The sequence below is a fragment of the Bradyrhizobium sp. STM 3843 genome (assembly GCF_000239815.1).
Taxonomy (GTDB): Bacteria; Pseudomonadota; Alphaproteobacteria; order Rhizobiales; family Xanthobacteraceae; genus Bradyrhizobium.
The window spans coordinates 1-23466 of the sequence record NZ_CAFK01000326.1; the positions used below are offsets into that span (position 1 = coordinate 1).

General features: G+C 62.7%; 27 protein-coding genes. 8 read left to right on the top strand and 19 right to left on the bottom strand.

Features of this window, described 5'->3' with window-relative positions:
* Window positions 1–193: 193 nt before the first annotated feature.
* The 4 genes from BRAS3843_RS39125 (at window position 194) to BRAS3843_RS36050 (ending at window position 3826) form a co-directional block, all read left to right on the top strand.
* Window positions 194–643 (top strand): hypothetical protein, encoded by a 450-nt coding sequence (locus BRAS3843_RS39125; RefSeq protein ID WP_008974210.1) that lies wholly within the window; start codon window positions 194–196, stop codon window positions 641–643.
* Between the two features lie 325 nt (window positions 644–968).
* A complete protein-coding gene (locus tag BRAS3843_RS36040; RefSeq protein WP_008974211.1) occupies window positions 969–1664 on the top strand; it encodes a TetR/AcrR family transcriptional regulator C-terminal domain-containing protein in 696 nt (231 codons plus the stop codon).
* The gene (locus BRAS3843_RS36045; RefSeq protein ID WP_008974212.1) at window positions 1661–2668 is read left to right on the top strand and encodes a fatty acid desaturase family protein; all 1008 of its coding nucleotides are present in this window, start codon (window positions 1661–1663) and stop codon (window positions 2666–2668) included. Before BRAS3843_RS36040 ends, BRAS3843_RS36045 begins: the two co-directional genes overlap by 4 nt.
* Window positions 2669–2944: 276 nt before the next feature.
* Window positions 2945–3826 carry a hypothetical protein gene (locus BRAS3843_RS36050; protein WP_008974214.1) on the top strand — a complete coding sequence of 294 codons (882 nt, stop codon included), beginning with the start codon at window positions 2945–2947 and terminating at the stop codon, window positions 3824–3826.
* 12 nt (window positions 3827–3838) lie between these two features.
* On the opposite strand, the gene BRAS3843_RS36055 is transcribed toward BRAS3843_RS36050, so the two are convergent.
* The 8 genes from BRAS3843_RS36055 to BRAS3843_RS36090 all read right to left on the bottom strand — a co-directional run bounded on the left by BRAS3843_RS36055 (window position 3839) and on the right by BRAS3843_RS36090 (window position 14062).
* A complete protein-coding gene (locus BRAS3843_RS36055; protein ID WP_008974215.1) occupies window positions 3839–4924 on the bottom strand; it encodes an amidohydrolase family protein in 1086 nt (361 codons plus the stop codon).
* 49 nt (window positions 4925–4973) lie between these two features.
* On the bottom strand, window positions 4974–7481 hold the full coding sequence (locus tag BRAS3843_RS36060) for a two-component system VirA-like sensor kinase (protein ID WP_008974216.1): 2508 nt from the start codon (window positions 7479–7481) through the stop codon (window positions 4974–4976).
* Complete coding sequence (locus BRAS3843_RS36065) at window positions 7478–8470, bottom strand: cytochrome c peroxidase (protein WP_008974217.1); 993 nt, start codon at window positions 8468–8470, stop codon at window positions 7478–7480. Before BRAS3843_RS36065 ends, BRAS3843_RS36060 begins: the two co-directional genes overlap by 4 nt.
* Window positions 8470–8916, bottom strand: a complete 447-nt coding sequence (locus BRAS3843_RS36070) for a hypothetical protein (RefSeq protein WP_008974218.1) — start codon at window positions 8914–8916, stop codon at window positions 8470–8472. Before BRAS3843_RS36070 ends, BRAS3843_RS36065 begins: the two co-directional genes overlap by 1 nt.
* A 259-nt stretch (window positions 8917–9175) precedes the next feature.
* Complete coding sequence (locus tag BRAS3843_RS36075) at window positions 9176–10003, bottom strand: response regulator (RefSeq protein ID WP_008974219.1); 828 nt, start codon at window positions 10001–10003, stop codon at window positions 9176–9178.
* A 357-nt stretch (window positions 10004–10360) separates the two neighbouring features.
* Window positions 10361–11440 carry an esterase gene (locus BRAS3843_RS36080; RefSeq protein ID WP_244425561.1) on the bottom strand — a complete coding sequence of 360 codons (1080 nt, stop codon included), beginning with the start codon at window positions 11438–11440 and terminating at the stop codon, window positions 10361–10363.
* Window positions 11441–11686: 246 nt separating this feature from the next.
* Window positions 11687–12112 (bottom strand): GFA family protein, encoded by a 426-nt coding sequence (locus BRAS3843_RS36085; protein ID WP_008974221.1) that lies wholly within the window; start codon window positions 12110–12112, stop codon window positions 11687–11689.
* Between the two features lie 822 nt (window positions 12113–12934).
* Window positions 12935–14062: a DUF937 domain-containing protein gene (locus BRAS3843_RS36090; RefSeq protein WP_008974223.1), complete on the bottom strand. Its 1128-nt coding sequence runs from the start codon at window positions 14060–14062 to the stop codon at window positions 12935–12937.
* A gap of 1465 nt (window positions 14063–15527) precedes the next feature.
* Between BRAS3843_RS36090 and BRAS3843_RS36095 the strand changes: the two genes are divergently transcribed.
* A complete protein-coding gene (locus tag BRAS3843_RS36095; RefSeq protein ID WP_008974226.1) occupies window positions 15528–16916 on the top strand; it encodes a hypothetical protein in 1389 nt (462 codons plus the stop codon).
* A 610-nt stretch (window positions 16917–17526) separates the two neighbouring features.
* Here BRAS3843_RS36095 and BRAS3843_RS36100 read toward each other — a convergent pair.
* From BRAS3843_RS36100 to BRAS3843_RS36140, 11 genes are all read right to left on the bottom strand, one after another.
* The gene (locus tag BRAS3843_RS36100) at window positions 17527–18411 is read right to left on the bottom strand and encodes a dienelactone hydrolase family protein (RefSeq protein ID WP_008974228.1); all 885 of its coding nucleotides are present in this window, start codon (window positions 18409–18411) and stop codon (window positions 17527–17529) included.
* A gap of 246 nt (window positions 18412–18657) precedes the next feature.
* Window positions 18658–18846 (bottom strand): hypothetical protein, encoded by a 189-nt coding sequence (locus BRAS3843_RS41135; RefSeq protein ID WP_008974229.1) that lies wholly within the window; start codon window positions 18844–18846, stop codon window positions 18658–18660.
* Between the two features lie 249 nt (window positions 18847–19095).
* Window positions 19096–19521: a hypothetical protein gene (locus BRAS3843_RS36105; protein WP_008974230.1), complete on the bottom strand. Its 426-nt coding sequence runs from the start codon at window positions 19519–19521 to the stop codon at window positions 19096–19098.
* 2 nt (window positions 19522–19523) lie between these two features.
* Window positions 19524–19727 carry a hypothetical protein gene (locus BRAS3843_RS36110; protein WP_008974231.1) on the bottom strand — a complete coding sequence of 68 codons (204 nt, stop codon included), beginning with the start codon at window positions 19725–19727 and terminating at the stop codon, window positions 19524–19526.
* Window positions 19727–19912, bottom strand: a complete 186-nt coding sequence (locus tag BRAS3843_RS36115) for a hypothetical protein (RefSeq protein ID WP_008974232.1) — start codon at window positions 19910–19912, stop codon at window positions 19727–19729. Before BRAS3843_RS36115 ends, BRAS3843_RS36110 begins: the two co-directional genes overlap by 1 nt.
* Window positions 19909–20670 carry a hypothetical protein gene (locus BRAS3843_RS36120; protein WP_008974233.1) on the bottom strand — a complete coding sequence of 254 codons (762 nt, stop codon included), beginning with the start codon at window positions 20668–20670 and terminating at the stop codon, window positions 19909–19911. Before BRAS3843_RS36120 ends, BRAS3843_RS36115 begins: the two co-directional genes overlap by 4 nt.
* 4 nt (window positions 20671–20674) lie before the next feature.
* Window positions 20675–20959, bottom strand: a complete 285-nt coding sequence (locus tag BRAS3843_RS36125; protein ID WP_139025077.1) for a hypothetical protein — start codon at window positions 20957–20959, stop codon at window positions 20675–20677.
* 5 nt (window positions 20960–20964) lie between these two features.
* Window positions 20965–21348 (bottom strand): hypothetical protein, encoded by a 384-nt coding sequence (locus tag BRAS3843_RS36130; RefSeq protein ID WP_139025078.1) that lies wholly within the window; start codon window positions 21346–21348, stop codon window positions 20965–20967.
* A 2-nt stretch (window positions 21349–21350) separates the two neighbouring features.
* Window positions 21351–21761: a hypothetical protein gene (locus tag BRAS3843_RS36135; protein ID WP_008974236.1), complete on the bottom strand. Its 411-nt coding sequence runs from the start codon at window positions 21759–21761 to the stop codon at window positions 21351–21353.
* The gene (locus BRAS3843_RS41140) at window positions 21758–21961 is read right to left on the bottom strand and encodes a hypothetical protein (protein ID WP_139025079.1); all 204 of its coding nucleotides are present in this window, start codon (window positions 21959–21961) and stop codon (window positions 21758–21760) included. Before BRAS3843_RS41140 ends, BRAS3843_RS36135 begins: the two co-directional genes overlap by 4 nt.
* A gap of 32 nt (window positions 21962–21993) precedes the next feature.
* On the bottom strand, window positions 21994–22194 hold the full coding sequence (locus tag BRAS3843_RS36140; protein WP_139025080.1) for a hypothetical protein: 201 nt from the start codon (window positions 22192–22194) through the stop codon (window positions 21994–21996).
* Between the two features lie 136 nt (window positions 22195–22330).
* Here BRAS3843_RS36140 and BRAS3843_RS36145 point away from each other — a divergent pair, with 136 nt between their 5' ends.
* The 3 genes from BRAS3843_RS36145 to BRAS3843_RS36155 form a co-directional block, all read left to right on the top strand.
* Entirely contained in the window at window positions 22331–22642 is a 312-nt protein-coding gene (locus tag BRAS3843_RS36145; protein WP_008974238.1) for a hypothetical protein, read from the top strand.
* Window positions 22643–22644: 2 nt separating this feature from the next.
* Window positions 22645–23262: a hypothetical protein gene (locus BRAS3843_RS36150; RefSeq protein ID WP_008974239.1), complete on the top strand. Its 618-nt coding sequence runs from the start codon at window positions 22645–22647 to the stop codon at window positions 23260–23262.
* Window positions 23263–23264: 2 nt separating this feature from the next.
* A partial coding sequence (locus BRAS3843_RS36155) for a hypothetical protein (RefSeq protein ID WP_035983969.1) occupies window positions 23265–23466 on the top strand: 202 nt, incomplete at its 3' end.

The following is a 23466-nucleotide window of genomic DNA, read 5'->3' on the forward strand; positions in this document are numbered from 1 at the left end:
GCGGCCAACCATTCAAACTCACATCGGGTGAACCTATTGTGAAGTAGCTAACATCTTACAAAAAAATTTAAAGTTGCACTCGAAGTTGACCCGATTGCATCATGGTTGCGGGTCGCAGCATCCTGCAGCTGCAGAAGGCAAGCGTGTGCCTTGTTCGGTTGCTCGAAATTGCATTTGGGAATGAGAGCTGATCATGAAGATCGTCGAAGCCCTTGAATTCGCATCTGACACTCAAGCTGGAAAGCCGTCCGCCATGGAGCCCAAAAAGGTCAACCGTTTCACGATGGCCGTTGCCACCGTGCTGATCGCGATCTGGATCGGATATCTCGTGTATCTCGGGTTTCATGTCCGCGAGCCACAAGAGCTCGTTTGGACGCGGCTCACGTCCTTACTGAATTCGTTGGAAGCTGTGGTTTTCGCAGCAGCTGGAGCTCTCTTCGGCACCCAAGTACAGAAGGCGAGAGTAGCGAAGGCGGAAAAGACGGCTGACGATGGCGTGGAGCTTGCCAAGAAGTACGTCAAGTCGTCGGATGGCCTGCAGGCAATCTTTGGACAACCAACATTGAACGTCGCAAAAGACGTCACGAATGGACATGACGAGATGCTTACACTGGCCAACAAGATCTTGGCCGAAGCAAAATAGCGCGAAAAGCATCGCGCGACATCCAGCCTGTAGCTTTCGTTATCGACCGCTATCTCCAGGGCGGTGCCATCTCGCTCTGGCCGTAATGGTCCGAGCGGCATCGCGCTTGTGATAGCGCGGTCGGTTGCGCTCGAGCGCTGCCGGATCTCAACGAGGACTGACCGACAGGACGACGCTCCGAGTACAGGGCCAAGCGACGTCATGGCGATTCCTCGCGAGCGAAGCCGTTCCGATCGCGGCCTCGTCGCTTGTTCACGACCAAGTTAGAGCGGCGGCTCATTTTTTGTTTGTATAACATACAAATTTTGCGGTAAAGTCGGCCTCCATGGATGATCCTTCGGACCAACCGAAACACGCCATCCGCGCGACCAAGTCGGCGGGGCGCAAGATGCGCTCACTGCTGCTTGATGCCGCCTCTGGCTTGTTCAAGGAGCGGGGATTGTCCGGCACGTCGATCAACGACATCGCCGCGGCCGCCGACGCGTTTCCGAGCCAGATCACCTACTACTTCAGAACCAAGGAAGCCCTCTTCGTCGAAACAGCCTGTCGCGACGTGCTCTATTTGGCGCGTGCGGCCGAGGAGGCCGCTCTCCAGGCCAACACGCCACAGGACTATGTGCGCGCTCTTGCCGAGACGGTGACGGCGAACGACACCGTCGCATTCTTCACCGATGCGCTCGCGCTCGCGCGGCGCCGGCCGAACCTTGCGCCGCTGGTCGAGCGCACGATGGAGCGTCTTCACGGCGAGGGCAAGCGTGCGTTCGCCGCCCAGGTCGAGCGGCACGGATGGCAGCCGCTGCGCGCGCCCGAGGAGACCTCGCAAAGATTTTGGGCGGTCGCCATCGGGGTGGTCAACGAAGGCTTGGCGATGGGCCGCTCGCCCGACGAGATGTGTACCGCTTTGCTGCGCGCGATCGGCGATCAGGCCATGGAATCGACAGCCGCCGGAGGGGCAGGGCGCCTCCGTGTCGTCGGCGCGCAAGCCGTCACCAATTCGACAGACAAGGAAAGGCGATCATGACCGTCCATCGTCTGAAAGCCCGCGATCTCCTCACCGAGGAGCAGTTGGCGATCGTCCGCCAGCGGTCCACCTGGAAAGGGGTAGGTCTGATCGCGCATGCCTGGACCCTCATCATCGGCGCGATGGCGCTGGTTGTGTGGTGGCCGAATCCGCTGACCTATCTGCTGGCGGTCGCCATCATCGGTTCGCGTCAGCTTGGGCTGGCGATCCTGATGCACGATGGCGCACACGGTTGTCTGTCGTCGAACGAGAGAGTCAATCTGGCGCTGGCCCAGTGGTTCTGCGCTTATCCGATTTTCGCGGAAACCTGTGCCTATCGACGCTACCATCTCAAGCATCATGCGAATACCCAGCAGGAGGACGACCCGGACCTGGTGCTTTCGGCGCCGTTTCCGATCACGAAGCTCAGCTTTCGGCGCAAGTTCTTTCGCGATATCACGGGACAGACCGGCTATCAGCAGCGCAAGGCGCAGCTCCTCGCTGCGCTGGGATCGAAGGATTGGTCGCTCCGTCAGCGTGCCGCCCATTTCTGGAACATGCTCGGGCCGCAATGCGTGACCAACGGCGTCATGCTCGCGGCGCTGACGGCTTGCGGCCTGTGGTGGGTTTATCCGATGCTTTGGCTGTTGCCGCTCCTGACCTGGCACATGGTGATCGTCCGCATCCGCAACATTGCCGAACATGCGGTGGTCCCCGACAGCAACGATCCGCTCAGGAACACCAGGACGACCCATGCAAACGTCCTGGAACGCCTGTTCATTGCTCCCTACTACGTGAACTATCACCTGGAGCATCACCTGCTGTTCTACGTTCCCTGCTACAACCTGCCGCGACTCCATCGCTATCTGAGCGAAGGCCCTCATAGAAATCGGATGGAAGTCCAGCCGAGCTATCTCGCGGTGCTGCGATTGGCGACCGCGAAGCCGAACGTGGACGATCGGCCCGGCCGGTCTGTCGGCGATCTGCGTCGCGCGGGCGCAGATGTAGCTGCCGGTGGCTTCTAGTCTTACTGGCTCTACAAAGTTTGTGGCATCGACTTCTCAGCGTCATTCCGGGCGATGCGACTGCATCGAACTATGGTGCGCATAGCGCACCTGAGAATCTCGAGATTCCAAGAAAGGCAAATTCAGGTAGCCTGCGCCTGTCAAACTGCGCGTTCCACTTTAACGAACCCGCAATTTCGCGGCCCTAGATTGACCCGCACCGTTCCGCGTCTTGAGAGCCGGCTCTTCCGTCCGGCGGGTCCTGCAGGGATGGTATCTCGGTCCCTGGAGACAACCATGCGGTTCGTGCTTGCGACGTCCTTGTGTGCTGCCCTGTGTCTGCCCGTCTCCGGCCGGGCTGGCGATAACCCGCCCGCGTTTGCCGCGCCGACGCCAAATGCGCCGGCTCCCGCCTCGGACAAGCAGCCCCCCGACAAGCTCCTGGTCGAAGCCTATCGCGGCCACCTGCTGGACTTCACCGAGATCGCGGGACGCAAGGATTTCACCGTCATGGTGGACCGGCTCAAGCACCAGGTCGACATGGTCGAGCAGGTCGCGGGCCTGAGCCCGCGCGTGCTGGAGTTCTTCCGCACCATTCCCGTCACGGTCAACGAGCTTGGCTGCCTGAGCTTCACCAAAGATAGCAGCGGCAAGGATCTCCAGGATCCCAAGCAGCTGCTGCATCCCGCCTGCTATGCCGCCTCGCCGCCACAGACCTCGCGCCTGCTGTCCTATGGCTCGATCTGGGACAGCGAACAGGGCCGTTGGATCAACCCGGATCCGGTCGCGCTCGGCGTCGACACCAATCTCGGCGTCATCATGATCCGTCCGATCCTGCTGGGGTCGCCGGCCTATGCGGACCGTCCCGCCCTTCTGCATGAACTGCTGCACGCCTATCACGGCCTCAAGCTGCCGGAGGGCTTCAAGAATGCGGGAATCCAGCTGCACTTTGACCAGGCCAAGGAGCAGAAACAATATCCGCAAGACGCTTATCTGCTGAGCAATCCCGCCGAGTTCTTCGCGGTCACCGCCAGCGTGTTCCTGTATGGCAATGATGGTCCGTTCAGCCGTGCGGACCTCAAGGCCAAACAGCCCGACTACTACAAATACCTGGTCTATCTGTTCGGCTACGATCCCGATCCCTCGTCCAATCCGTCGCCGGTCGCGTCCGCCGACTGATGCCGGGCGTGATCACGCGAGCCGCGGAATCAGCCGGGTCGCATTGCCGCTGCCGATCGCCCTGAGATCGGAGGCGTCGAGGCCCAGCCGTTCCAGGTCGCGCATCTGGTCGAGACGGAAGTAGGGATAGTCGGAGCCATAGGTCACCTGCGACGTCGGCACCAGCTTCAACAGCGCCGCCATCGACGGCGCGCTGGTCGCATTGGCAGTGTCGTAGTAAAGGCGCCGCAACTCGCCCGAGATATTGTCCGGCGCGAATTGGTGCAGCTCGGGCCGCGTGCCATAGAACGACTCGATGCGGCCGGCCATCATCGGCATGGTGCCGCCCGCATGCGAGAACAGCCATTTGATGTCGCGCCAGCGCGCGAGGCCTCCGGACAGCAACAGGCTCAGGATCGTGCGCGTGGTGTCGTGCGGCACCTCGATGACGGCGGGGAACGTGCCGACGCTCAAGGCCGCGCAGCAGCTCGCGACCAGCGGGTGCACATACACCACCGCCTTGCGCCGGTTCAGTTCATCGAACACCACGCGGTAGCGCGCATCGCCCAGCCAGCTGTCGCCATAATTCGTCTGCAGGCCGACGCCATCGGCCTTGAGCGTGTCGAAGGCATACTCGATCTCACGCTGCGTGCGATCCGCATCAAGCATCGACAGGGTTGCAAACAGACCGAACCGGCCGGGATTGTCCCGGACCATCTCCGCCGCGTAATCGTTGCACTCGCGCGCGAGCTCGCTGGCCTTCTCTGCGCCAAGGTCGAACCAGACGCCTGGCGTCGATGCCATCGACAGGATGGCGGTGCGGACCCCGGCCGCCTCCATGTCCTCGATCGCCTTCTGCTTCGTCCACGCCACCTGGCCGGGGAAATGCGGCAGCTTGTGTGCGTCCTCCCAGTCGAGCCAGAGCTTCTGATAGCGCGGTGGGTAGAAATGATGATGGGTGTCGATCAGGCTGCGGCTTTGTGCAACAGCGGCCGTCCCGCTCAGCACGACCGTCGTCCCGACCGCGGCGGTGCCGGCGATGAAGCTGCGGCGGGAGAGCCGCGTGGACGCGCAGCAACCGCAAGCTGGACCATGGCCGCTATTCCAAGACCTGCTCATCGTGCTGGCTCCCCTGTTGCTTGCACAACGCTTGTATAGTGTCCCAAATCTAATGCAGCGACGATCTCGGCCGCGCGACGTGACGCGGCGCGGCGAAGGGATGAACCTTGTTGCGCTCCGACCCGTGCGCGAGCGTGATTGCGATTTCTTCGGCGACCAGCGGCCATCGTACGACATCGAAGATGCCGGCCGCGACCAGAGTTTCGGCTCCGATCTCGATGGCTGCTTTGGAGGCGAGCACGATCGGCGCACGCGGCAGCGCGTCATGCAGGGCGGCAGCGGTTTGCAGCGAGGCCGAAGCTGAGCCGCAATGTCCGACGACGACCAGGTCGAAGCGCTCCGGTTGGGCGCGGCACGCGGCCAGTGCAGCGTCGGGGCTGGAGAAGCCGACCGGCTCATAGCCAAGCGCCGCGAGCAGCTCCTCGTCGCGCAGCACGCAAGGGTAATTCTGGGCGATCAGCAGGATGGTTTCGCCGTCGCCCGTCGGAAGCCCGACATGCCGCGTCGATGCCGGCTCGGCCGCGGACGCCCGCGGCAGCCAGATCTCGAAACGGGTGCCTTCGCCCACCGTGCTCTGCACATTGAGCGCCCCGCCATGCTCCCGGACGATCTCGCGCACCGTCGCCAGCCCGAGCCCGTTTCCGGACGGACGCGTGGTGAAGAAGGGCTCGAAAATCCGTTCCAGCAGGTTGGGCTCGATGCCGTGCCCGGTATCGGTGATGGCGATGCAGACATAGGGCCCGGGCTCGATGCTGTCGTGGCTGAAGCTGCGTCGTATTGCAATGTCGTGCAGTTCGATCGCAATCTCGATCCGTCCGCCGTCCGGCATCGCGTTGGAGGCGTTGCGGCACAGATTGAGGATGACCTGCTGCAACGTCACGTGCTCGCCGGCGACGATGGCGGCGGTCGGCGGTTGCCGGATGACGAGATCGATGCCGTCGGGTAGCGACACCTCGAGCAGGGACGCCGATTCGGCAACCAGGGCGCCGATGCTTAAGGGTTTGCGTCCGGCATTGCGGGCGCGTCCGAACACCAGGATCTGATCGATCAGGTCCCTCGCGCGCTCGGCGTTGCGCCTGATGGCCCCGAGATTGCGCACGAGCTTCGCGTCCGATCCGACATGCTCTTCGATGACTTCGGAGTGGCCGAGAATGCCTCCGAGAATGTTGTTGAAGTTGTGGGCGATGCCACTGGTGAAGAAGCCGATCTGCTCCATGCGCTGCGACTGCTGCAAGCGCGCTTCCAGTCGCGAGCGCTCCTGCTCCATGGATTGCCGCTCGACCGCCCGCACCATGGAATCCAGGGCCATGCGCATCAGCGGCAGCTCGGCTGCCCGTCCAGGGCAGGGGCGGCCGACCGCGTCGAACCCGAGCGCAGCCGTGATGCCGTCCGCGGCGACCCGCGTGGCGCAGGCCCAGCCGCCAAGTCCGAGGTTCATGCACAGCGTCCTCAACTCTCCGACCGGCATCCGGTCGACACGCTCGATCTGCACGGTGCCATCGGCCGCGGTGCCGATCTGAAGCGCGAGCTCAGGCGCGCGGGCCGGCCAGTCGGGCGGAAATTCGACGCCGGGCTTCTGCCAGACCCGGACCCGCGGCGTCGGAGTGGTCATGACGAAATAGGCGCGGTCCGGCTTCAGGAAGGCGCACATGTCGGACAAGGCGCGATCGATCTCGCTGCCGAGCTCCTGCGGAGCGACATTGATGAAGCGCGTCGAGATCCGGGCGATGATGTGCTCGAACTCGGCGCGGCGCCGCAGCGCCTTGGCGTGCGAGCTCAGAAGCAGGCCCAGATAGACCAGGAAGCCGACGATCAGCAGCGAGGTGATGTAGAGCAGGACGCGGTACTGTCGCGCCGACGCACGCGAGGCCATCTGCTGATTGAGCAGCGTCGCACGAAGCTGATCCTGCTGCCATGTCTGCGACAGGCCATGCAGGGTTTTCAAGATATTGTCGACGGACGGCAGCAGGCGATTGAGCAGCCGGCCGTGCGCAAGCAGCGCGTCGACGGAGTCGGACAGGTTGGCTTCGGCCGCCTGCCGCTCGAGCTCGTCGAGGCGATCCTGCACGTCGCGGACCGTGGGCGCCGACGTGTCGAGCGCCAGATGCAGGATGGCCGCGGCAGCGTTGCTGATCGCCGGATCCAGCTCCGCGGCGTGAGGCTGTCCGCCGAACCGGCCGAAGAAGGCCAGCGAGTTCTGCAGCAATGCATTCTGGGTCTTGAAGTGTTCGACCAGTTCTTCCTGGCGCTCCACGGAGGCCGCAAGCCGGTTCAGGATCTCGGTCGCGGTGGCATCCGTCGATTGCTCTTCCTTCAGCTTCTGCAGCGAGTCGTGCAGCGCATTGACGTCCTCGACCAGCGGGTCGTAGTTGCGCAACACGCCGGCGCGCGCGGTGAAGACGTGGCGGTAGAGCGCGTTTTCGATCATGCCGAACCGATTGAGTTCGGTGAAGGCCTGGTCGAATCTCTCCGCCTCCGGATTCAGCGCCCGCAGCGACAGCCAGGTCAGGACGCCGACGAGAATGACAACGATGCCAGCTGCCCACGCAGGTCTCATGGCTGAGCTCCGCTCGCTACAGGCGAGCCACGGTAATTCCCGGTCAACGTCTTAAGAAATGCGACGATCAAGGCGATTTGCTGGTCCGTCAGGGTCCGATCGAGCTGGGCGACGGCCATTCTGGCGACGGCCTGTTCGAGGGTTGCGGCGCTGCCGTCGTGAAAATAGGGGGCAGTCGTTGCGACGTTGCGCAGGCTTGGCACCCGCACCACCTGCGGGCCGGTCTTCACCAGCGGCTTGAACACGCCTTGCCGCTGAAACAGGTTGCCGCCGATGTTCACCCCTTGATGGCATGAAATGCAGCCATAGGATTTGAACAGGCGATAGCCATCGTGCTCTTCGGTCGTCAGCGCCGACTTGTCGCCCTTGAGCCAGTGGTCGAAGCGGCTGTCGGGCGTCAGCAGCGAGCGTTCGAAGGTGACGAGCGCGTCCAGCAGGCTGTCCCGGTCCGGCTCGTGTCCGTACGCCGCCTCAAACCGCCGGACCATGTCCGGATCGGCGTTGAGCTTGCGGACCACGTCGCCGGCGCTGCTGTGCATGCCGTGAGGGCTTTCGATCGAGGCCTCGGCCTGCGCCGCAAGGCTGCGGAAATTGCCTTGCCAGCCGAGCCTGAAGCTCAGCGCTGCATTGAACACGGTCAGCGTGTTGAGCCCTGCCGAAGACGGGCCGGTCGCGCAGGGCGAGCCGCGGTGCGCGGCGTCGACGGCACCATTGGTCTTGATATCGTGGCAGGACTGACACGATAAATCGCCGTTTGCCGACAGTCGCGTATCGCCGAACAGCCGCTCGCCGAGCAGGAGCTTTTGCGGATCGGCAGGCGGCGGCTGCGGAATCGGCGAGATCGGCGCCTGGTCTTCGGAAGCGGTCAGTTCGGGACCAAGCGGGGACTCCGCGTCGGCCGATGTGGTGAGGTGCGCAGCGACGCCGATCCCGAGCGCCGAGGCCGCGAACGACAGACAGATGAACATGGCCAAGGCGTGTGAGCGCATCAGGTCGGTCGGGTCCCGGGATGTTCGAACGTCCTGCGAGGGCCGACGTTGTTGGAAACGAGGATCAGCCTGGGTCGTCTCGCGGGCGGCGCGGGCAGATCACCCTGCTGTGGCGCGAGGTCTCGCTCGCGCAAGCCGTCGCGCGGGGCGGTGGGCGACGGGTCGGCGGGCAAATGGATCGGGTACATCGTCTGAGCGTAGGTCGCGCAACCCTGCAGGAATTCCGAGATCACGAAAGACATGATCGTGAGCAGCAGGTGGGGCAACGACTGTTGCAGTTCGAACGCCAATCGCGCGATCAGATCACAGACGCGGCGGACATGCATTGCACCGGCGGACGCAGGCTGAACGCCGTGGCCAATGGACTCTGCATCAATTCGAAGCGTGTGGATGGTCGAGGTCAGCGGCTTGCTTCGGAGCTGCGGCAACGGCTTTGCGGACGACATGGATTTCTCCCGAGCAATGTTCGGCAGAGCGATCCTGTCGCGGCCATGTTTCCGCAGCATTCCGGCGCGGCGCGTTCGTGTTACGGCCGTAATGCGGCTCACGTCGCGCGTAGCAATGATGGTCTTGGCGACCGCGTGGCTCGGGCGCCGCGCGGCCGTATCTGGTGGAGCGGATCTGACATTCGCGCCCCGGTGCGGGGAATCTCGGGATGCGAACGTCACATCCGAAGCTCCGCGCGCTTTGATGGCGGGTCCGCCATCAGAGCGGCTCGACGGGGAGCGTGAAGACGTAGCCGACGCCGCGCTCGGTTCGAATGATCGACGGCGCGCTCGGATCGGTTTCCAGCTTGCGGCGCAGCCGCAGCACCTGAACGTCGATGCTGCGGTCGAACACGTCCTCATGGACGCGCGTCGCCTGCAGCAGGTGCTCGCGGGACAGCGGCCGTTGCGGCGCGTTGAGAAAGGCGATCAGCAAAGCGTATTCGCCCTTGCTCAGCGCCACCGGTTCGCCCTGCAGATCCGTCAGGCGGCGGTTCCTGCGGTCGAGCTGCCAGCTGCCGAAGCGGCAACGTCCCTTTTCGATTTCGCGCTGGGCCGCAGCCTGGCCGGCCTCGCGGCGCCTCAGCACCGCGCGGATTCGCGCCAGCAGCTCGCGCAGGCCGAACGGCTTGGTGATGTAGTCATCCGCGCCCAGCTCCAGCCCGACCACCCGGTCGATCTCGTCGCGGCGATGGCCGGTGGCGATGATGACGGGCACGTCCGAGGTGGCGCGAATCTCGCGCAGCAGATCGAGCCCATCCTCCTGCCCAAGCCGCAGGTCGAGCACGACCAGGTCAGGATGGGTGCGCGTCAGCAGGCCCGCCACCTCCTCCCGCCGCGCCGCCGAAACGGCCCTGATATCGTGATCCTCGAGATAACTGGTCACGAGGTGGCGCATGGTGCTGTCATCCTCGACAACCAGGCAAAGCGGAACCCGCCGATCCTGGTGCGCGGACGGTGTCAGTTGGGCAACGATCGCACCCCCCTGGCCATCGCCCTGGCTGTCGGGACTCGGGCCGTTCACCGGACCTTCGGTCCTATCACTCATAAAGTATCTCCGTCGCCCCCGGTACTGGTATACGGGAGGATATCTGTGCGCTGCAGCACAATTTTCGGAGAGCGTAGGGGTCTTGTTACCGCTGTAACGAAAAAGTTGAATCCAGAAACGGTTTTGCACACTCCCGCCCGGGTTGAGCGAACGGCTGGTTGCGGGACGTCGCGAGCCTGCAACTTTCGGATGTGCAGGCGCTATCGTGAACGTTGCCGCCCGAATGAGCAAAGCATGAGTCCGGCGACAGGGTTCAATTGGCCGGATCGACGTTTTCGCAAGGCTTTGGCAAGCAACAACCTATTGTTTCCAGCATGTTTGCTGCTCAAAGCGGAGCCGCGATGCGAGTTGATCGCCTCACTCTGTGGTCGCGACGTGCTTGCCGATCCAGTCGATCAGGATGTCGGCGATGTCGAGGCTGTTGTCGTCCTGCATCAGCATGTGGGTGTTGCCCTTGATGCCGATGTCCGGAAGCACCAGCAGCTCGGCCTTGGCGCCGGCCGCGTTGGCAGCGGCAACGAAGGCGCGGCAATTCTTCAGGCGCGGTGCCCAGCGCGGAAACTCGTCGACGTAATCGCCCCACAACACCAGGATCGGCAGGCCCGCATAGGGCGTCATATCCGCCGTCGGTTCGGGGCAGGCGCCCGGCTCGATCGCGACGATGCCGGCGATGCCTTTGCGGTTCAGGCCTGCGGTCTGGAACGGATAGATGCCGGACTGCGAATGGCTCATCAGCACGGTGCCGCCGATCTTTTGCGCCAGCTCCGACAACGCCGGAACGGTCGGATTGGGCGTCGGCAGGCTGTTGAGGCTGTCGGGCACCATCTGCTTCCAGAACTCCGCCTGCGCCGCGAGCGGAAAACGCATCCCGGGCATCGTCTGCGGATAGTCCTTGCCGAAGCGGAAGATCGCCCAGGCGCCCTCGTGGCCTGCGGAAAACACCGTCGGCAACTTGTCGACAGGCGCTTTCCCGGTGCGCACCGCGTTGATCGCCGACGGATCGGCCGCCGACCGCCCGCGCCACACCTGGTCGATGACATAGGTCGGGTGTCCGTGTCGGACGAAATATTCGTCCCATCCCATGCGGCCGTCAGGGGTGGTTTCCCAGGTCTTGCCGGTCAGGCAGCAGCCATGAATCAAGGTGATGGGAACGCCGAGCTTCCCGGCCGGCACCTGATAGCGCACATACATCTGGTCGACCGTGATCGTGCCCGATGGCGCGTAGGCCGGCAGCGTCGACAGCGTGTCGGACTTCACCTCGCGCCCGCCGACAAAGAAGCTGCCCTGCCGCGCGATGCTCAGCGGCCCTGGCTCGGGCCGCGCGGTTTGTGCTGATGCGGATAGTGTCGATGCGGTGAGTGCGATGGTGCAGAGGCTGGCGGCGAGCAGCACGGTGCGCATGGTCAGTTCTTTCTTATCGTTGGAGCGCTTTGTCATCTCGGTCGACGGGGAGCCGGCCTGCTTGTCGATATGTGTTTTACATCGCCTGCGGCGTGTCGTCGATTCTGCTATCGCCCGGCGGCTTGCGCGCCGAGACAGCTGATTTTGCCGTCCCACAACCACCGTCATTCCGGGGCAAGGCCGCAGGCCTCGAGCCCGGAATCTCGACATTGGTTTGCGCCGAATGTCGCCCTTCGCAACGAGAGCCAAGGCGCGCCCAATTCCGGCCGTCGGCCGCGGGAGCTAGTCGCTTGGTACGAAGCGCAGCGTGCCTGCCAGGCGCGTGGGTCCGCCGGTGTCATTCGGATGATTGACGCCGTCTGCGACCGACACCTCCGGGAAGTCAAACGGGCTGATCCCGTCCAGGCAGGCGACGTTCACGCCGTACTGGTTTGGATTGGATCGGCGTTGATGGTGGGTGTAGATGCCGCAACGCGAGCAGAAGAAGTGCTGCGCCGATCCGGTGTGAAATCGATAACTCGTCAGGACGTCCTCGCCCTGAAGAATTTTGATGCCGCCCATCTCCGCCGAAACAACGACCGCGCCACGCATTCGGCAGTAGGAACAGTTGCAGCGGCGAATCGTATTGAAGCCGTCAGTGAGCGCCGCCTCGAAGCGAACCGCGCCGCAATGGCATTGGCCACCCCTTATGTTCGATCCATTCGCCATCGTGGTCTCCGCTTGCTGCGGGAATCATGTCTACGTCGGGCAGGAGCGCAAAAGCAAGAAAGCGAGGGTAGGGCCGTAGGGCGGACGAGCGTCAGCGTAATCCGCCATTTTCAAGTTCGACGCCGGTAGACCGGCTCGTACGAACATTTTGAACGAATCTACCTGCGAGCGTCTGAAACGTCGTACTACCCATTCATTCCGCCAATAAGCACGGCACAATTGAAGGGCGGATCACGCTGCGCTGATCCGCCGTACGCGCTGCCGTCCCGATCGGCGGAGTTGGAAGGCCCGCACAAGGGTGCGTTGCCGGCGCTCCCGCCTCAACTCAGCCGTAGGCTCAGGCCCTGCCAAGCACGCCTGCAGGCGGTGAGGGCGTTACTGAGAATTGCGCTTACAGCGGCGCTCATGATCACGATGACAAGGTAGGCTGCAGAGCAGAAGATGGTCAGCAATAGCGCGTCGTCGATTAAGGAACCCACGAAACAGCTCCGTGTTTTGAGTGCTCCCCCCGGCAGACTTAGAGCGCGGCAGGCGCGTCCAATCAATCCGTATTAGACCCTGGTTCCCACCTTTACACACCTTCAAGGGCCGTAGGGCGGATTAGCGCCAGCGTAATCCGCCATTTCAAGATCGTCGACTGCGAACTGGACGCCTCTACGAGCTTGATCTAAGCCAATTGATCCGCGAGCGTCTGAAACAATGCGCCACCACCCAGTCGTTCTGTAATAAGCACGGCACAATTGAAGTGGCGGATCACGCTTTGCTGATCCGCCACTTCAATAGCGCTACTGAAGTGTGGCGCGAGCCGTTGCACGTGACGTCTCAGACTTTGGCCAGCTCGTCGAGCTTGGCACGAAGATTGTCGATCGCGGGCTTTGCGATCGTGCCGGCCGGCGTCGCCAGCACCTTGTCGCACATCTGATTGATTGCCGGCGTCGCCGCGATGATCTGCTTGGCAAGCGCGCTTCGCGCGTCCGGCGAAAGCTTGGCCGCCCGCGCCGTGATGCCGTCCAGCTGTGAAATGGCATCGTTGACCTTCGGCAGGGCCGCCTGCGCGCTGGCGTCATCGGTGATGGTTGGCAGTGCAGCCTTCAGCGTACCCAGGGACGAATTGACCTGGCTCGCCAGGTTCACCCCGTCAACGGTGAAATCCGGGGACGCCACGCCCACTGTTCCGGCTGACGGCCGCGTGACAGCCGCACTCTCGGCGCCCCTCTGCTCGGTCGGCCCCTGAAGCGCATACCAGGTAATTCCGCCAAGGATGACCGCCGCGGCGAGTATGTATGGCCATTGCGTCCGGCTGGCGGCAAAGGCGGCCTGGCTCGCGCCAGTGCCTGCCCGTTCGGACACGCCGGCAATCCGGCTCCCTGCGGCGGCAGCCGTGGACATTCCACTGCGCGCTCCGGCTTCCGCCTTGTCGATCAGGCCCGAGGCGCTGAGTTGATCGCTGAGTCCCGACGGGATCGCCGCCATGATCTGATCCTTCTGCGAGCGCAGAAGCGATGCCAATCCGGTTGCATCGAGCCCAGCGTTACGCTGCTGCTGACCGAGCGCACCCAGGACCAGCGGGCCGATGAAGGCGAGTAACGACTTGCCGCCGCCTTCGCCCGTTCCCGCGAATTTGCCGATCGCCTGGGCCATGGTGTCCACAGTTCGGCCTCCGAGCAGTCCGGACAACATGCTCGAGCCCATTTGAGCCAGGCCCTGAGCACCGGAGGTGCGCAGCAGGTCCATGGGATTGGTGCCTTGCTGTTCTGACAGCAGTTTTGATAGTTGGTTGGCGCCAGCCGAGGTTCCAACCAGATCGGATAGGCCGGCCAGTATTGTCGGGATCGTGGCTATCGCGACCTTCTGCGCTGTGTTCCGGTCAATGCCAACAAAGGATGCAATTTGCGCAATCACGTCAGGGGTCAAAAGCTGCTGTGCAACTGAACTGAGATTGACGGCCATGGCGGTCTCTCCACTACGTTGCTGGTTTGTTGGTTCGCCCCCACTCCGCAAGTTTGATCAGACGGACGTCATGATTCAAAACGTCGGCCTCTAGCTTAAATTGAATGCAACGATCCTCCAACTGGCTTGATCCAGATCAAAGCGCTCCGGTGCGGAACCTTTGCGAGGGTCCGCCACGTCCGGTCGGATCCGCGATGGCCGACATGGTCTGTATTTCAAGGCTTAGGGCCGCAGGCGGATTAGCGTCAGCGCAATCGCCCTTTTCAAGATCTACGACGGTGGACTGTCCCCTGGGTATGAATTGGCCAATTGACCTGTGGGGGTCGGAGGCGAGCCAGAAATCCATTCTTTCCGCCCAATAAACACGTCACCTGAAACCGCCTATGCGTGCTTCACTGTAATCCGCTCGACCGGCTACCATCCTAAGCAATGTCGAGGCGAAGCAGAAATTCAGCTCAAGCGAGCGGATCGACGGCTTGCACCCCTCAAAGACCTAGAGATACAAGAGACCAGGGGGGAGCTCTAACTCTCCTAATTTAGCTCTAGGAGTGTCGCCTGCATGAAAGACGCATGGACTCCAGTGATCGGGGCTTTGGCCGTCGCTGTGCTCGCCCTCGCCGCTGCCTTGGTTGTTCGCTTGTCAGCGAAAAGCAAAGAGCCCAACACCGAACGGATGCCAATGTCCTCGAGCTGGAGCATGATCGCCGCAATCTTGGTCGGGGCCGCAGTCGCAATTGCAGCCGACCGGTTCGGACATCTCGACTGGTATTTTGCAATTCCGCTAGGTGCGCTGTCGTTTGGCGCGGCACGTCTTCCAGCCTACCGCCGCACCATGAGGAACCCATCCGCACGGAACCGACATCCAACTCAGTGACGGTGCATGAATTGCGATTTTGGCGCCCCGCGGAAAGCACATTCTTGGACACTCTCACCGTAATCGCGCGTTCGCTCCTACAGCAGGGCGTAGGGTGATTAGCCTCAGCGTGCTCCGCCATTTTTCAAGATCGACGAAGTGAACCCGCCGCTCACGAGCATGATTTAAACTAGCTAAACTGCGAGCGTCTGAAAGCGACGCGCCGCCCCTCCGTTTCGCCAATAGCCACGCTCAATTGAAGTGGCGGATCACGCTTAGCTGATCCACCCTGCGGGCTACTGGGCGGCGGCATTAACACTGATCCAAAGCCCTTTGCATGGACCGCAGACCAAGACAAAATCGTCGCCGCCGTTAAACGATGGCATCAACTGTTAGCTTCGGTCCACTGACGGTGCGCCGACCAATTCCGATTTACTCGGTAGGCCAATTAACGCACTCGTGAACGTCGCCGCAAGACGATCGCTGTCCTTGCGAGTGAACGCAAGGGACGGCAGGCAAGACCAAACCTACAGCGGGAAGAACCGCCACAGCGCCTGCCTCAGGCCGGATGTCAGGACCTTCGGGGCAGCATTCCTGTTCCGGAGACGCAATATGCTGCAGTTGAAAGACATGGTCGGACGGTTCGCGACGACCGGACGCAGCTGCCAGAACTGGAAAAACGATCAGGAACTCGTCATTTCGCTGCTCAACAAGATCGCCATTTCTGACGGCGGCGCCGAGAATACGCTTAAACCGCAAATGGTCGTGACCGGTCATGCCAGCGACGGCCTTTACAGCTCGATTCTATACTTCCAAAAGAAGAACTTTCCCGGCGCGCCTGACGGCTATATTCGGCCTGCCGGCCCGACATTCAGCCGGCTCGTTGAATTGTCGATGAAGGCGGCCGCCAAGCCCGCACGGCCAAAAGGCCAATGGGATGGAATCGCGACTCCTTCCGTCGAGGCTGCACTTCGCAAAGGCCTCATCGACGATTCAAAGCTGGATTACGGTGAGATCGTCGACATCATCCGAGCTACTGTCGCAGACGGCACCGTCACCGCATTCGAGCTGGACGACTTGACCACCATTGCGAACACCTCCAGGACGCTCTCCCCCACGTCGAAAAAGCTCCTGACGCTCTTCATCGGAGAAGAATACAAGGAGAGGCGCGGGATCGGACCCTACGACCTCAATTCCGATCAGAAGAAGCTAGCTGCGGAAATGGTCTGCGACTTCCTGAAGAATACGAGGACGACGTTCTTTCCGAAGCTCGACCCCCACCGCGTCGGCATAGGTATTCTCAGGCGTATTGCGAAGCCGAGCCTCATCAATCAGGATCAGGGAAGTATGTGCGGGCCATCCGCCCTGATGTTCAGCTACGCATCCGATAAGCCGGGGTCTTACGCGCGGTTCGCGATCGACCTCTATCAGAAAGGGCAGGCTAACCTCGGCCGCCTGCTGATCAAGCCGGGAAAGGATGTGAGGAACTTCACGCCGCCTTGGTCGCTGGACCACGTCGATTGGCTGACATGCGCCTCCATACGCGATTCGGAGAACTGGTTCCTCGATTTCGACGACACCGGCAAGATCAGCGATCTTGCTGGGGTCACGCTGCCGAGCGAAATGGAGCAATGGTTTCGCAAGGCAGGATACCGGGACGTGCGCGAGAATACCAACATTTCACGATTCAACAAAGGCATCGACGATGTAAACGAAGCAAACAAGCTGCTCGACAACGGATATCGCGTATGTCTTTTCATAAGCGCCAATATGATCGACTACGACGACCAGTCCGATAAAGGCTCCGCCTTTACAATGCACTGGGTCGTGCTGCGCGAGAAGATACAAGTGATGAACGGATATGTGAAGGCGAAGGTCTTCTCATATGGCGATGGAGACTACGTGATACCGCATCCGCAGGAAAAAACTGGTGCCGTAAAGCCCCTCGCCGTTCGAGACTTTCTTATGAATTTTTATGGATACGTTGCTGCCAAGGCGTAACCGGCAGCCAGAGGCAGTTCCTCCGGCATTACGGTGACAGTGCAGTTTTCTTCATGTGTCCAACGAGCGCCAAGGCGCCACGCCCAACGCAACAACGCAAGTAAAATTCTGAATATCAGAAATTACCTTGACTTCACCCCCAAATCAGTGGTTTCATCCATGCCATCCCGCCTCGATGCGAAGGGGCGTACGCGCGATCGTCACGATACGTGGGGCGGGGATGCGGTGGCCGTGGCTTGTCAGGCGCTTTTGCGCGACGACTGATGAGGTGCGGACGGTGAAGTCGTGTGGTCCTGGCGTCAATGCCGTTTTTTCCAGGGAATCCGCATATCCACCGGGCCAAGGCACCACAAAAGGCACCGTTTCACGGATTGAAGCATTCTCCGGTGTCAAGCCGTGCCCAATGTCCGGGTCGCCCTCAAGTGCGGGCGCTCCATCCCGAGAAGCCGTCGGCCGGTCCGCGCAAAAAGGCCGCGAAGAAGTATCGCGTTGTCAGCTAAAGGACACGCTGCGCAACGTCCGCTGTGCCCTTGACAGCGGACCGAAATGGCACCGGGTAGCAGGTCTCTGTTGGGCCAAGAGCAGTCGAAACCAGCGAGACCAGTTGCAGCTATTTGAGATTGGCGGCCAGGAAGGCTTTGACCTTAAGGATTGCATCCGCCCGTGCCTCTGGATTGCTCCCAACCGTCGGGGAATGCCCATCGGGAGGCAGCTTGACATTAGTGCGCACGGTCAAAGGAAGGTTGGGATGGTCGAAGGCGTGGTAGACGCCTGGATACCAATGCGCCTCGATTGGCGGCCCGCCGCTTGCGACCACCGCAGCGAGCAGCTCTTTGCAAGGCGCAACGGGCGCGAAGTTGTCAGCCTCGCCCATGAAGAAGAGGAGCCGCTGGCGAGGCTTCCACTTAGGTTCCCATGCAAGGAACTGCTGGCACGGTGGATAGAAGGCGATCGCGGCGCGGAAGTCTTGCTCGGCTGACAGTTCTTTTGGTCGCGCACCTTCCGCGATTGTATAGAACATTGCTGCGGCACCGAATGATTGGCCGAGGATCGCAATGCTGTTTGGCTTCACATCTGGACGTGTTCGCAAGTACGCCAAGGCACCGTAGTTGTCGCGCGGCATTTCGCGGTCGGCCTGCACTGGGCGCGCACTGACGGGCTGCACCGCACAGAGATCACCATGACCGCGAGAACCGAAAGAGTCCGGCAAGAGAACTAGGTAACCGTCCTTCGAGAGCCTTTCTCCCCACGCGCCGTACTGTGGGATCACGTTGCCGTCCTGGTCGAGAACGCCATTGCAGCCGTGCATTGCGATGACCGCCGGAAACGGTCCCGCCCCCTCAGGCTTGTACAAATAGCCTGTGACGGTGGTGGGCGTCCCTCCTTTCAGGTCAGCATCCGTCGATGGGAAAGAGACCTTGTGCTGCGCTTGGGCAGGCAGCCCCCCAGCAAGGGCAAGGGACAGAACAGCAGCCGCGAACCAGAGCCACATCATTGGTGCCTCCCGCGTTCTCCCAGCCCGAGCTAATCATGTTCCTATGCGCGCGGCAATGGCATCTGACAGGGCCACCAACTAGTTCCCTAAGGTCTGAAATGGGTCACAAGCGATCCTTAAGCCCTTCGGCCGCTCACTTCCGGTCGTCCCCCGAGAGCGGACATCCTCGACACAGATTGCGAGGTCCGGAACGGGCCAAAACGCGACATCTCGATGAGGTCGAAGAGGTCGCCAACCAAGGCAGCCTTAATTGTTCGATCGGCCACGGATGATCCGATAGACCTGTTCCTGCTCCAGAAGGTCCAACTGAGCTGCCATCGCTCTCCAATGGTCGGCGGCTTCGCGGAAGAAGAATGCAATTTGCTCATCGCGAGCTTTGGCGGCCATACGGTCGCATTGCTCAGCTTTTGAGCGCATCTCGTCGGGCGGAAGCATCGACGTCCCCTTGGCAGACCCGGCACCCTCGTTAGCAGATTACGGCACTACAAGAACTAAAGTAGGACAGGGTCAAACGGCCGATATAAGGACGGCTCGGGACAAGGGATTAACCTATGATGGTTTCAAATCTGATCTTTTCGCGGCTCAAGCCTGCTTTGGGTCAGTCGCGTCGATCCGGCTCCTCGCCGGCCATTTCCGGTTCAGCGCCCGAAAGCGGACGTCACGTTACGGTCAGGGAGCCGGTGGTCATAGCTCGAAGCTCCACCTCTGGACCCTGACAATGCCGGCGTGCTCCACCTTGTGCACGACCGCCATTGTGCTTTCTGCCGTCAGCGGCACCAGCGTGCCGTCGGCTGCCCGGCCGAACCGCTCGGTGATCGCATGCGGCAAGATCCATTGCTGCTCGCCATCATGCCGCAGCTCATAATCGAGATCGCGCAGCCGCTGCGGAAAGGCGGAGGACGGCAGGCACACGAAGCTGATTTCGGGATCACCAGCGACCGAGGTCAAAAGCGCATCGCCGCTCTTGATCGCAAGCTCGTTCAGCCCCGCGAAGCGCTCCTTGCGCGACAGGAGCGCCTTGCGCTTCGCGTCGGGCCGGTCATTCGCCCGCCCATAGTCTCGCGGGATGTAGCTCGGCCGCCCTTGGCTGCGATCCGTGCGCTGCCCCATGGCTATCGCCTGATCTCGCGCAGCGCCGCCTCGACGTCATCGACGTGCTTGCGCTGCAGCTCGCGCAGCTCGGCCTGATAGCGGTCCATGGACTGCGGCGCGGCGCGCAGCATCGTCCGCAGCTTCAAGATGATCAGATCATTGGTGCTGTCGACCGCCTTGATCGCGCCCGGCTCGTCGCCCTGATATCGCGCCTGGTACGGCATCAGTGAACCTTGATCGGCAGGTGCTGCTGCAAGACGGGCAGGGCCGCGCCGCCGAAGCGGTCGATGGCCTGCGCGACGATGTCCTCGATCGAGAACGGCCGGCCGCTCGTGTCATACGGATTTGCTACGCCCAGATAGCGCAAGCGCGAGAGCGCGAAGGAGAGCACCTGGTCGCGATCGATCATCGCTGCCGGCCCTGCGTGGTGTCGTATTCGCCCGAGGCCTTCATCGCCTCATACTTCGCCTTGGACTGGGCGTAGAGATACTCTTTCTGCGCGTCGGTCATCTTCGGAAGGTCGGGGCGGTCGACGAAGCTGTTGCGCGCGATTCGACGCTCTTCCTCGGTCAGATGCATCATGCCGCTGGTGCGCTTGCCGCCGTAGCTCGGCACGGCGCGCTCGACCGGCGCAGTCAACGGCATGTTGCGCCGAGGCTCCGCCATCGAGGGCGGCAGCTCCGGACGGGGCGCGGCCGGCGCTGGCGTCGCCGGCAGCGCGGCCTTAGCCACAGCCTCGGCCTCGGCCTGGTGCACCCGCGATCCCAGCTCGAACGCTAGGGCGCGCTGCACGAAGCTGTCGAGGTCGTGGCTGTCCTCGGCCATGCCCATGCGCAGGGCCTGGCGCCAGTAGCCATTGACCGCCTCGGCGTTGACCGGGTCGGCCAGCTCCGGATGCTCGGCGATGAAGGCGCGGCGTCGCTCCGACATCGTCGGCTGCTGCACCACCTGGCGCGGCGCCTGCTGATGGAGCGCGGCCAGGCGCTCGGCGTTGCGGGTCGCCTCAAGCGCGCGAAACACCGCCTCTGAGGTGTCGGGCGAGGCCGGCGGAATCTCCTGCGCTGGTCCATCCGCAGTCGCTGGAGAAACCGTTTCCGCGATCGGCGGCGCATCGGCAAGCACCGCGCCACCGTCGCGATATTTCCGGGGCTTCCGTCGCGTCACCATCGCGTCACCTCGTCGAGCGGCGGACCTGTTTCATGTAGTTCGAGCCGTCGTGGTTGAGGTCGGCCTTGGCCCGCGCATACGGATCAGCGCCGAAGCCTGGCGGCGGCGCCGAGGTCGAGCGCAGCTGCGGCTGACCGCCATTGTCCCGCAAGCTCATCGTGCCGCCGGCCCTGGGCGCATCGCGGCTGCGCTCGCTGGCGATGGCGGACCATTCGTCCAGATTGGACTTATCGCGCGAGAAGCCGCTGGGCTTCGGCGCCTTACGCACATCCTTGAGATAGCTCGCCATGATGGTCATCCCCTCCGTGAGCGTGCGGCCTCGGCGGCAGCCTTGCCGAAGCCGACCCGCTTGCCGTTATACGTCGTCAGATCCGCGCGCGTCGGGTTGCCAAGGTCATCGATCGGGACATTGCGGTCGTTCTGCATCCGAGGCCGCGCCGATGCGGCGAAGTACTCATGATCCTTGCGCTCGACCAGCTCGGCCAGCGCATCGAGCACGTTGTTGCCGTTGAAGTCGGCCGGCCAGGTGCGGCCGGACGGCAGGTGATGCAAGGCCATGTCCCAGTGCGGCATGTTGCTGGTGCGGCTGGTCGGCCGGTTCGCGACCGCGACCCGCTTGCCGCCGTCATCGTCGAACAAGATCACTTCAACCCGCCGAGGTGGACGAAATGTCGGCATGATCAGCTCCTGAACACCTTGCCTTGTGAATCGTCATACTCTCCGCTGGCCCTCATCCGTGCGAGCTTTTGCTTGTTGAGATAATAGGCCTCGTGCTTCTGCTCCTTGGTCAAGCGGACGTCGTCGCGATCGGGAATCGCGGCCTCGGCGATCTCCTGCTCGCTTCGCGTCAGCCCGAACTTGTTGCTGGCTGCGGCGTACTGCTGCTGCTGCTCCTGCCTCGCCAGGTTGGCGGCGTAGCGCTGGACCTGCGCCGCGTCCCTGTCGATCCGCAACAGCGCGTCGCTGGCGGTATTGACCAGCGCGGCATCCTCGTTGAGGCGGCCGCTTTCGAGCATCGCGAGGCTTTCGGCGCGCTCTTGCTCCAACCTTTCCCGCTGATAATTGACGATGTCAGAGTATGACCAGCTCACGGCCTTGCCTCCTGCGGTTGCTGCTGCTGATGACCATTCGCCATCGCGGCGGCGCGATGCGCGTCAATCTGCGCCAGGCTGTGCTCGATCAGCCGGAGGGTCATGACCGAGACCGGCCGGTCGTCCTCGCGCGCCAGCTGCTCGATCTTGGCGGCGGTCGCCTCGGACATCCAGACATCGATGCGGCAATTCTTTCGCATGGCGTACGCTCTCCGCTGCTCTGGGCAGCGCGTTAACGCGGGCGGCGGTCGTGGTCCGTCGCAAGGCCGGCCTGAACGCGCCACAGCTCCTGCTGCAGCTCGGCAAGCCGGCGGTCGCATCGGGTCATCTGCTCGACGCCGCCACCCTTGCCGTACGCCTGGCGGGCCCGCTCGCAATCGCGCTGCGCCTGCTTGATCTGACCGATGACGTCACCTTCGCGGCTCGTCGGCATTGAGGCCTCCAATAGTTGGGCACCTGGTCAAAGATATGATAGATCAGCGCAGCGCTGTGATCAAATGCGTTGCGCAGCGCGAACTAACAGCAGCTGTCAAAGGGCTTAAAATAAGACGTTTGATGGAGCCGGCGCGATGGCAGACCACGAGATCACCCTCTCATCGAGCGGCGTTTCGGCAGCGCAGGCTCTCGACTACCTCGGCAGCAAATTCACCTCGTTCCTGCTGACCGCGACGGCCTCGGCGGCGTTCAGCGTCACCATCGAGGGCACGCTGGACGATCTGACGCAGGAGACAACGCAGAACTGGGGCGCGCTGTCATCGGCGATCACGGCCGCCTCATCGGTCCTCGTGTTCACGGGCCCGCTTGCCGGCGCTCGCATGAACGCCGCCTCAGTGTCCTCGGGCACGCTGACACTTCACATTTCGCAAGGCGTGGGATGGTAGCCATGCCCGACCAGGATGTCATCGCTGCCGCCCGCGCCGCCTGGAAACGCATCCGCACCAGGCCGCTGTTCTCGGACTGGATGGCGATCGGCAAGGCGTTGGTGGTCGGCAAGGCGCAGTGCCTGCACCAGGCCAGGGTCAACAAGCCCTATGGACCGGTCTACATGCGCGCCATGAGGACCTGGCTGGATTCCGCAGGCCTCGGCGATGTCGAGACGCAGGAACGGCGCGGCGCGATCTTCCTCGCCGAACACGAGAGCGAGGTGACGGCCTGGCGTGACAGCCTGTCGCCGGCCGAGCAGCGCAACGCAAATCACCCGTCAACCATCGTTCGGCACTACCAGCGCGGCACCAGGCCGAGGGCGCGCGGACCGAGGCCGGCGGCCGCGCCTGACGACCATCACCGGCTCGGCGAGATCGACGACGAGGGCCATTTCGTCTGGCCCGACGAGGCCAAGCGGCGCGTCGTGCTCGCGCTGAGGAACACGCAGGGGCAACCGCTGGCCGTGCAGGCTGACGCTGCATTGAGGGCCGCGATCCGCAGCCTGGCGGACTATCGATCGCTGCGGCCGGTCACCTCACGGCCGGCGACACCGGCCGTGATCGAGCTGCGGGCCTAGCCATGTCCTCGACCATCACCATCATCTTCCGATCCGGCGCGACGCAGGAGATTCCGCACGTCAATAGGCCGGATGCCGAGCGCACCATGGTCGAGATCATCAACGCGATGACGGCGGGCCTGGCGTTTTTTGTGATCGAGGACAACGACACCAGCGCGCTGATCGTCACGGGCGAGGTCGCTGGCGTGATGCTGGGCGCGCCGC

Coding starts and splice junctions, on each gene's coding strand:
- BRAS3843_RS36140 (WP_139025080.1), bottom strand. CDS start 22,194: ATGCCGACGAGCCGCGAAGGTGACGTCATCGGTCAGATCAAGCAGGCG.
- BRAS3843_RS36105 (WP_008974230.1), bottom strand. CDS start 19,521: ATGGGGCAGCGCACGGATCGCAGCCAAGGGCGGCCGAGCTACATCCCG.
- BRAS3843_RS36050 (WP_008974214.1), top strand. CDS start 2,945: ATGCGGTTCGTGCTTGCGACGTCCTTGTGTGCTGCCCTGTGTCTGCCC.
- BRAS3843_RS36115 (WP_008974232.1), bottom strand. CDS start 19,912: ATGATCGATCGCGACCAGGTGCTCTCCTTCGCGCTCTCGCGCTTGCGC.
- BRAS3843_RS36095 (WP_008974226.1), top strand. CDS start 15,528: ATGCTGCAGTTGAAAGACATGGTCGGACGGTTCGCGACGACCGGACGC.
- BRAS3843_RS36040 (WP_008974211.1), top strand. CDS start 969: ATGGATGATCCTTCGGACCAACCGAAACACGCCATCCGCGCGACCAAG.
- BRAS3843_RS36150 (WP_008974239.1), top strand. CDS start 22,645: ATGCCCGACCAGGATGTCATCGCTGCCGCCCGCGCCGCCTGGAAACGC.
- BRAS3843_RS36090 (WP_008974223.1), bottom strand. CDS start 14,062: ATGGCCGTCAATCTCAGTTCAGTTGCACAGCAGCTTTTGACCCCTGAC.
- BRAS3843_RS36065 (WP_008974217.1), bottom strand. CDS start 8,470: ATGCGCTCACACGCCTTGGCCATGTTCATCTGTCTGTCGTTCGCGGCC.
- BRAS3843_RS36130 (WP_139025078.1), bottom strand. CDS start 21,348: ATGCCGACATTTCGTCCACCTCGGCGGGTTGAAGTGATCTTGTTCGAC.
- BRAS3843_RS36070 (WP_008974218.1), bottom strand. CDS start 8,916: ATGTCGTCCGCAAAGCCGTTGCCGCAGCTCCGAAGCAAGCCGCTGACC.
- BRAS3843_RS36055 (WP_008974215.1), bottom strand. CDS start 4,924: ATGAGCAGGTCTTGGAATAGCGGCCATGGTCCAGCTTGCGGTTGCTGC.
- BRAS3843_RS36080 (WP_244425561.1), bottom strand. CDS start 11,440: ATGACAAAGCGCTCCAACGATAAGAAAGAACTGACCATGCGCACCGTG.
- BRAS3843_RS36060 (WP_008974216.1), bottom strand. CDS start 7,481: ATGAGACCTGCGTGGGCAGCTGGCATCGTTGTCATTCTCGTCGGCGTC.
- BRAS3843_RS41135 (WP_008974229.1), bottom strand. CDS start 18,846: ATGCTTCCGCCCGACGAGATGCGCTCAAAAGCTGAGCAATGCGACCGT.
- BRAS3843_RS39125 (WP_008974210.1), top strand. CDS start 194: ATGAAGATCGTCGAAGCCCTTGAATTCGCATCTGACACTCAAGCTGGA.
- BRAS3843_RS36075 (WP_008974219.1), bottom strand. CDS start 10,003: ATGAGTGATAGGACCGAAGGTCCGGTGAACGGCCCGAGTCCCGACAGC.
- BRAS3843_RS36085 (WP_008974221.1), bottom strand. CDS start 12,112: ATGGCGAATGGATCGAACATAAGGGGTGGCCAATGCCATTGCGGCGCG.
- BRAS3843_RS36120 (WP_008974233.1), bottom strand. CDS start 20,670: ATGGTGACGCGACGGAAGCCCCGGAAATATCGCGACGGTGGCGCGGTG.
- BRAS3843_RS36110 (WP_008974231.1), bottom strand. CDS start 19,727: ATGCCGTACCAGGCGCGATATCAGGGCGACGAGCCGGGCGCGATCAAG.
- BRAS3843_RS36145 (WP_008974238.1), top strand. CDS start 22,331: ATGGCAGACCACGAGATCACCCTCTCATCGAGCGGCGTTTCGGCAGCG.
- BRAS3843_RS41140 (WP_139025079.1), bottom strand. CDS start 21,961: ATGCGAAAGAATTGCCGCATCGATGTCTGGATGTCCGAGGCGACCGCC.
- BRAS3843_RS36125 (WP_139025077.1), bottom strand. CDS start 20,959: ATGGCGAGCTATCTCAAGGATGTGCGTAAGGCGCCGAAGCCCAGCGGC.
- BRAS3843_RS36045 (WP_008974212.1), top strand. CDS start 1,661: ATGACCGTCCATCGTCTGAAAGCCCGCGATCTCCTCACCGAGGAGCAG.
- BRAS3843_RS36100 (WP_008974228.1), bottom strand. CDS start 18,411: ATGATGTGGCTCTGGTTCGCGGCTGCTGTTCTGTCCCTTGCCCTTGCT.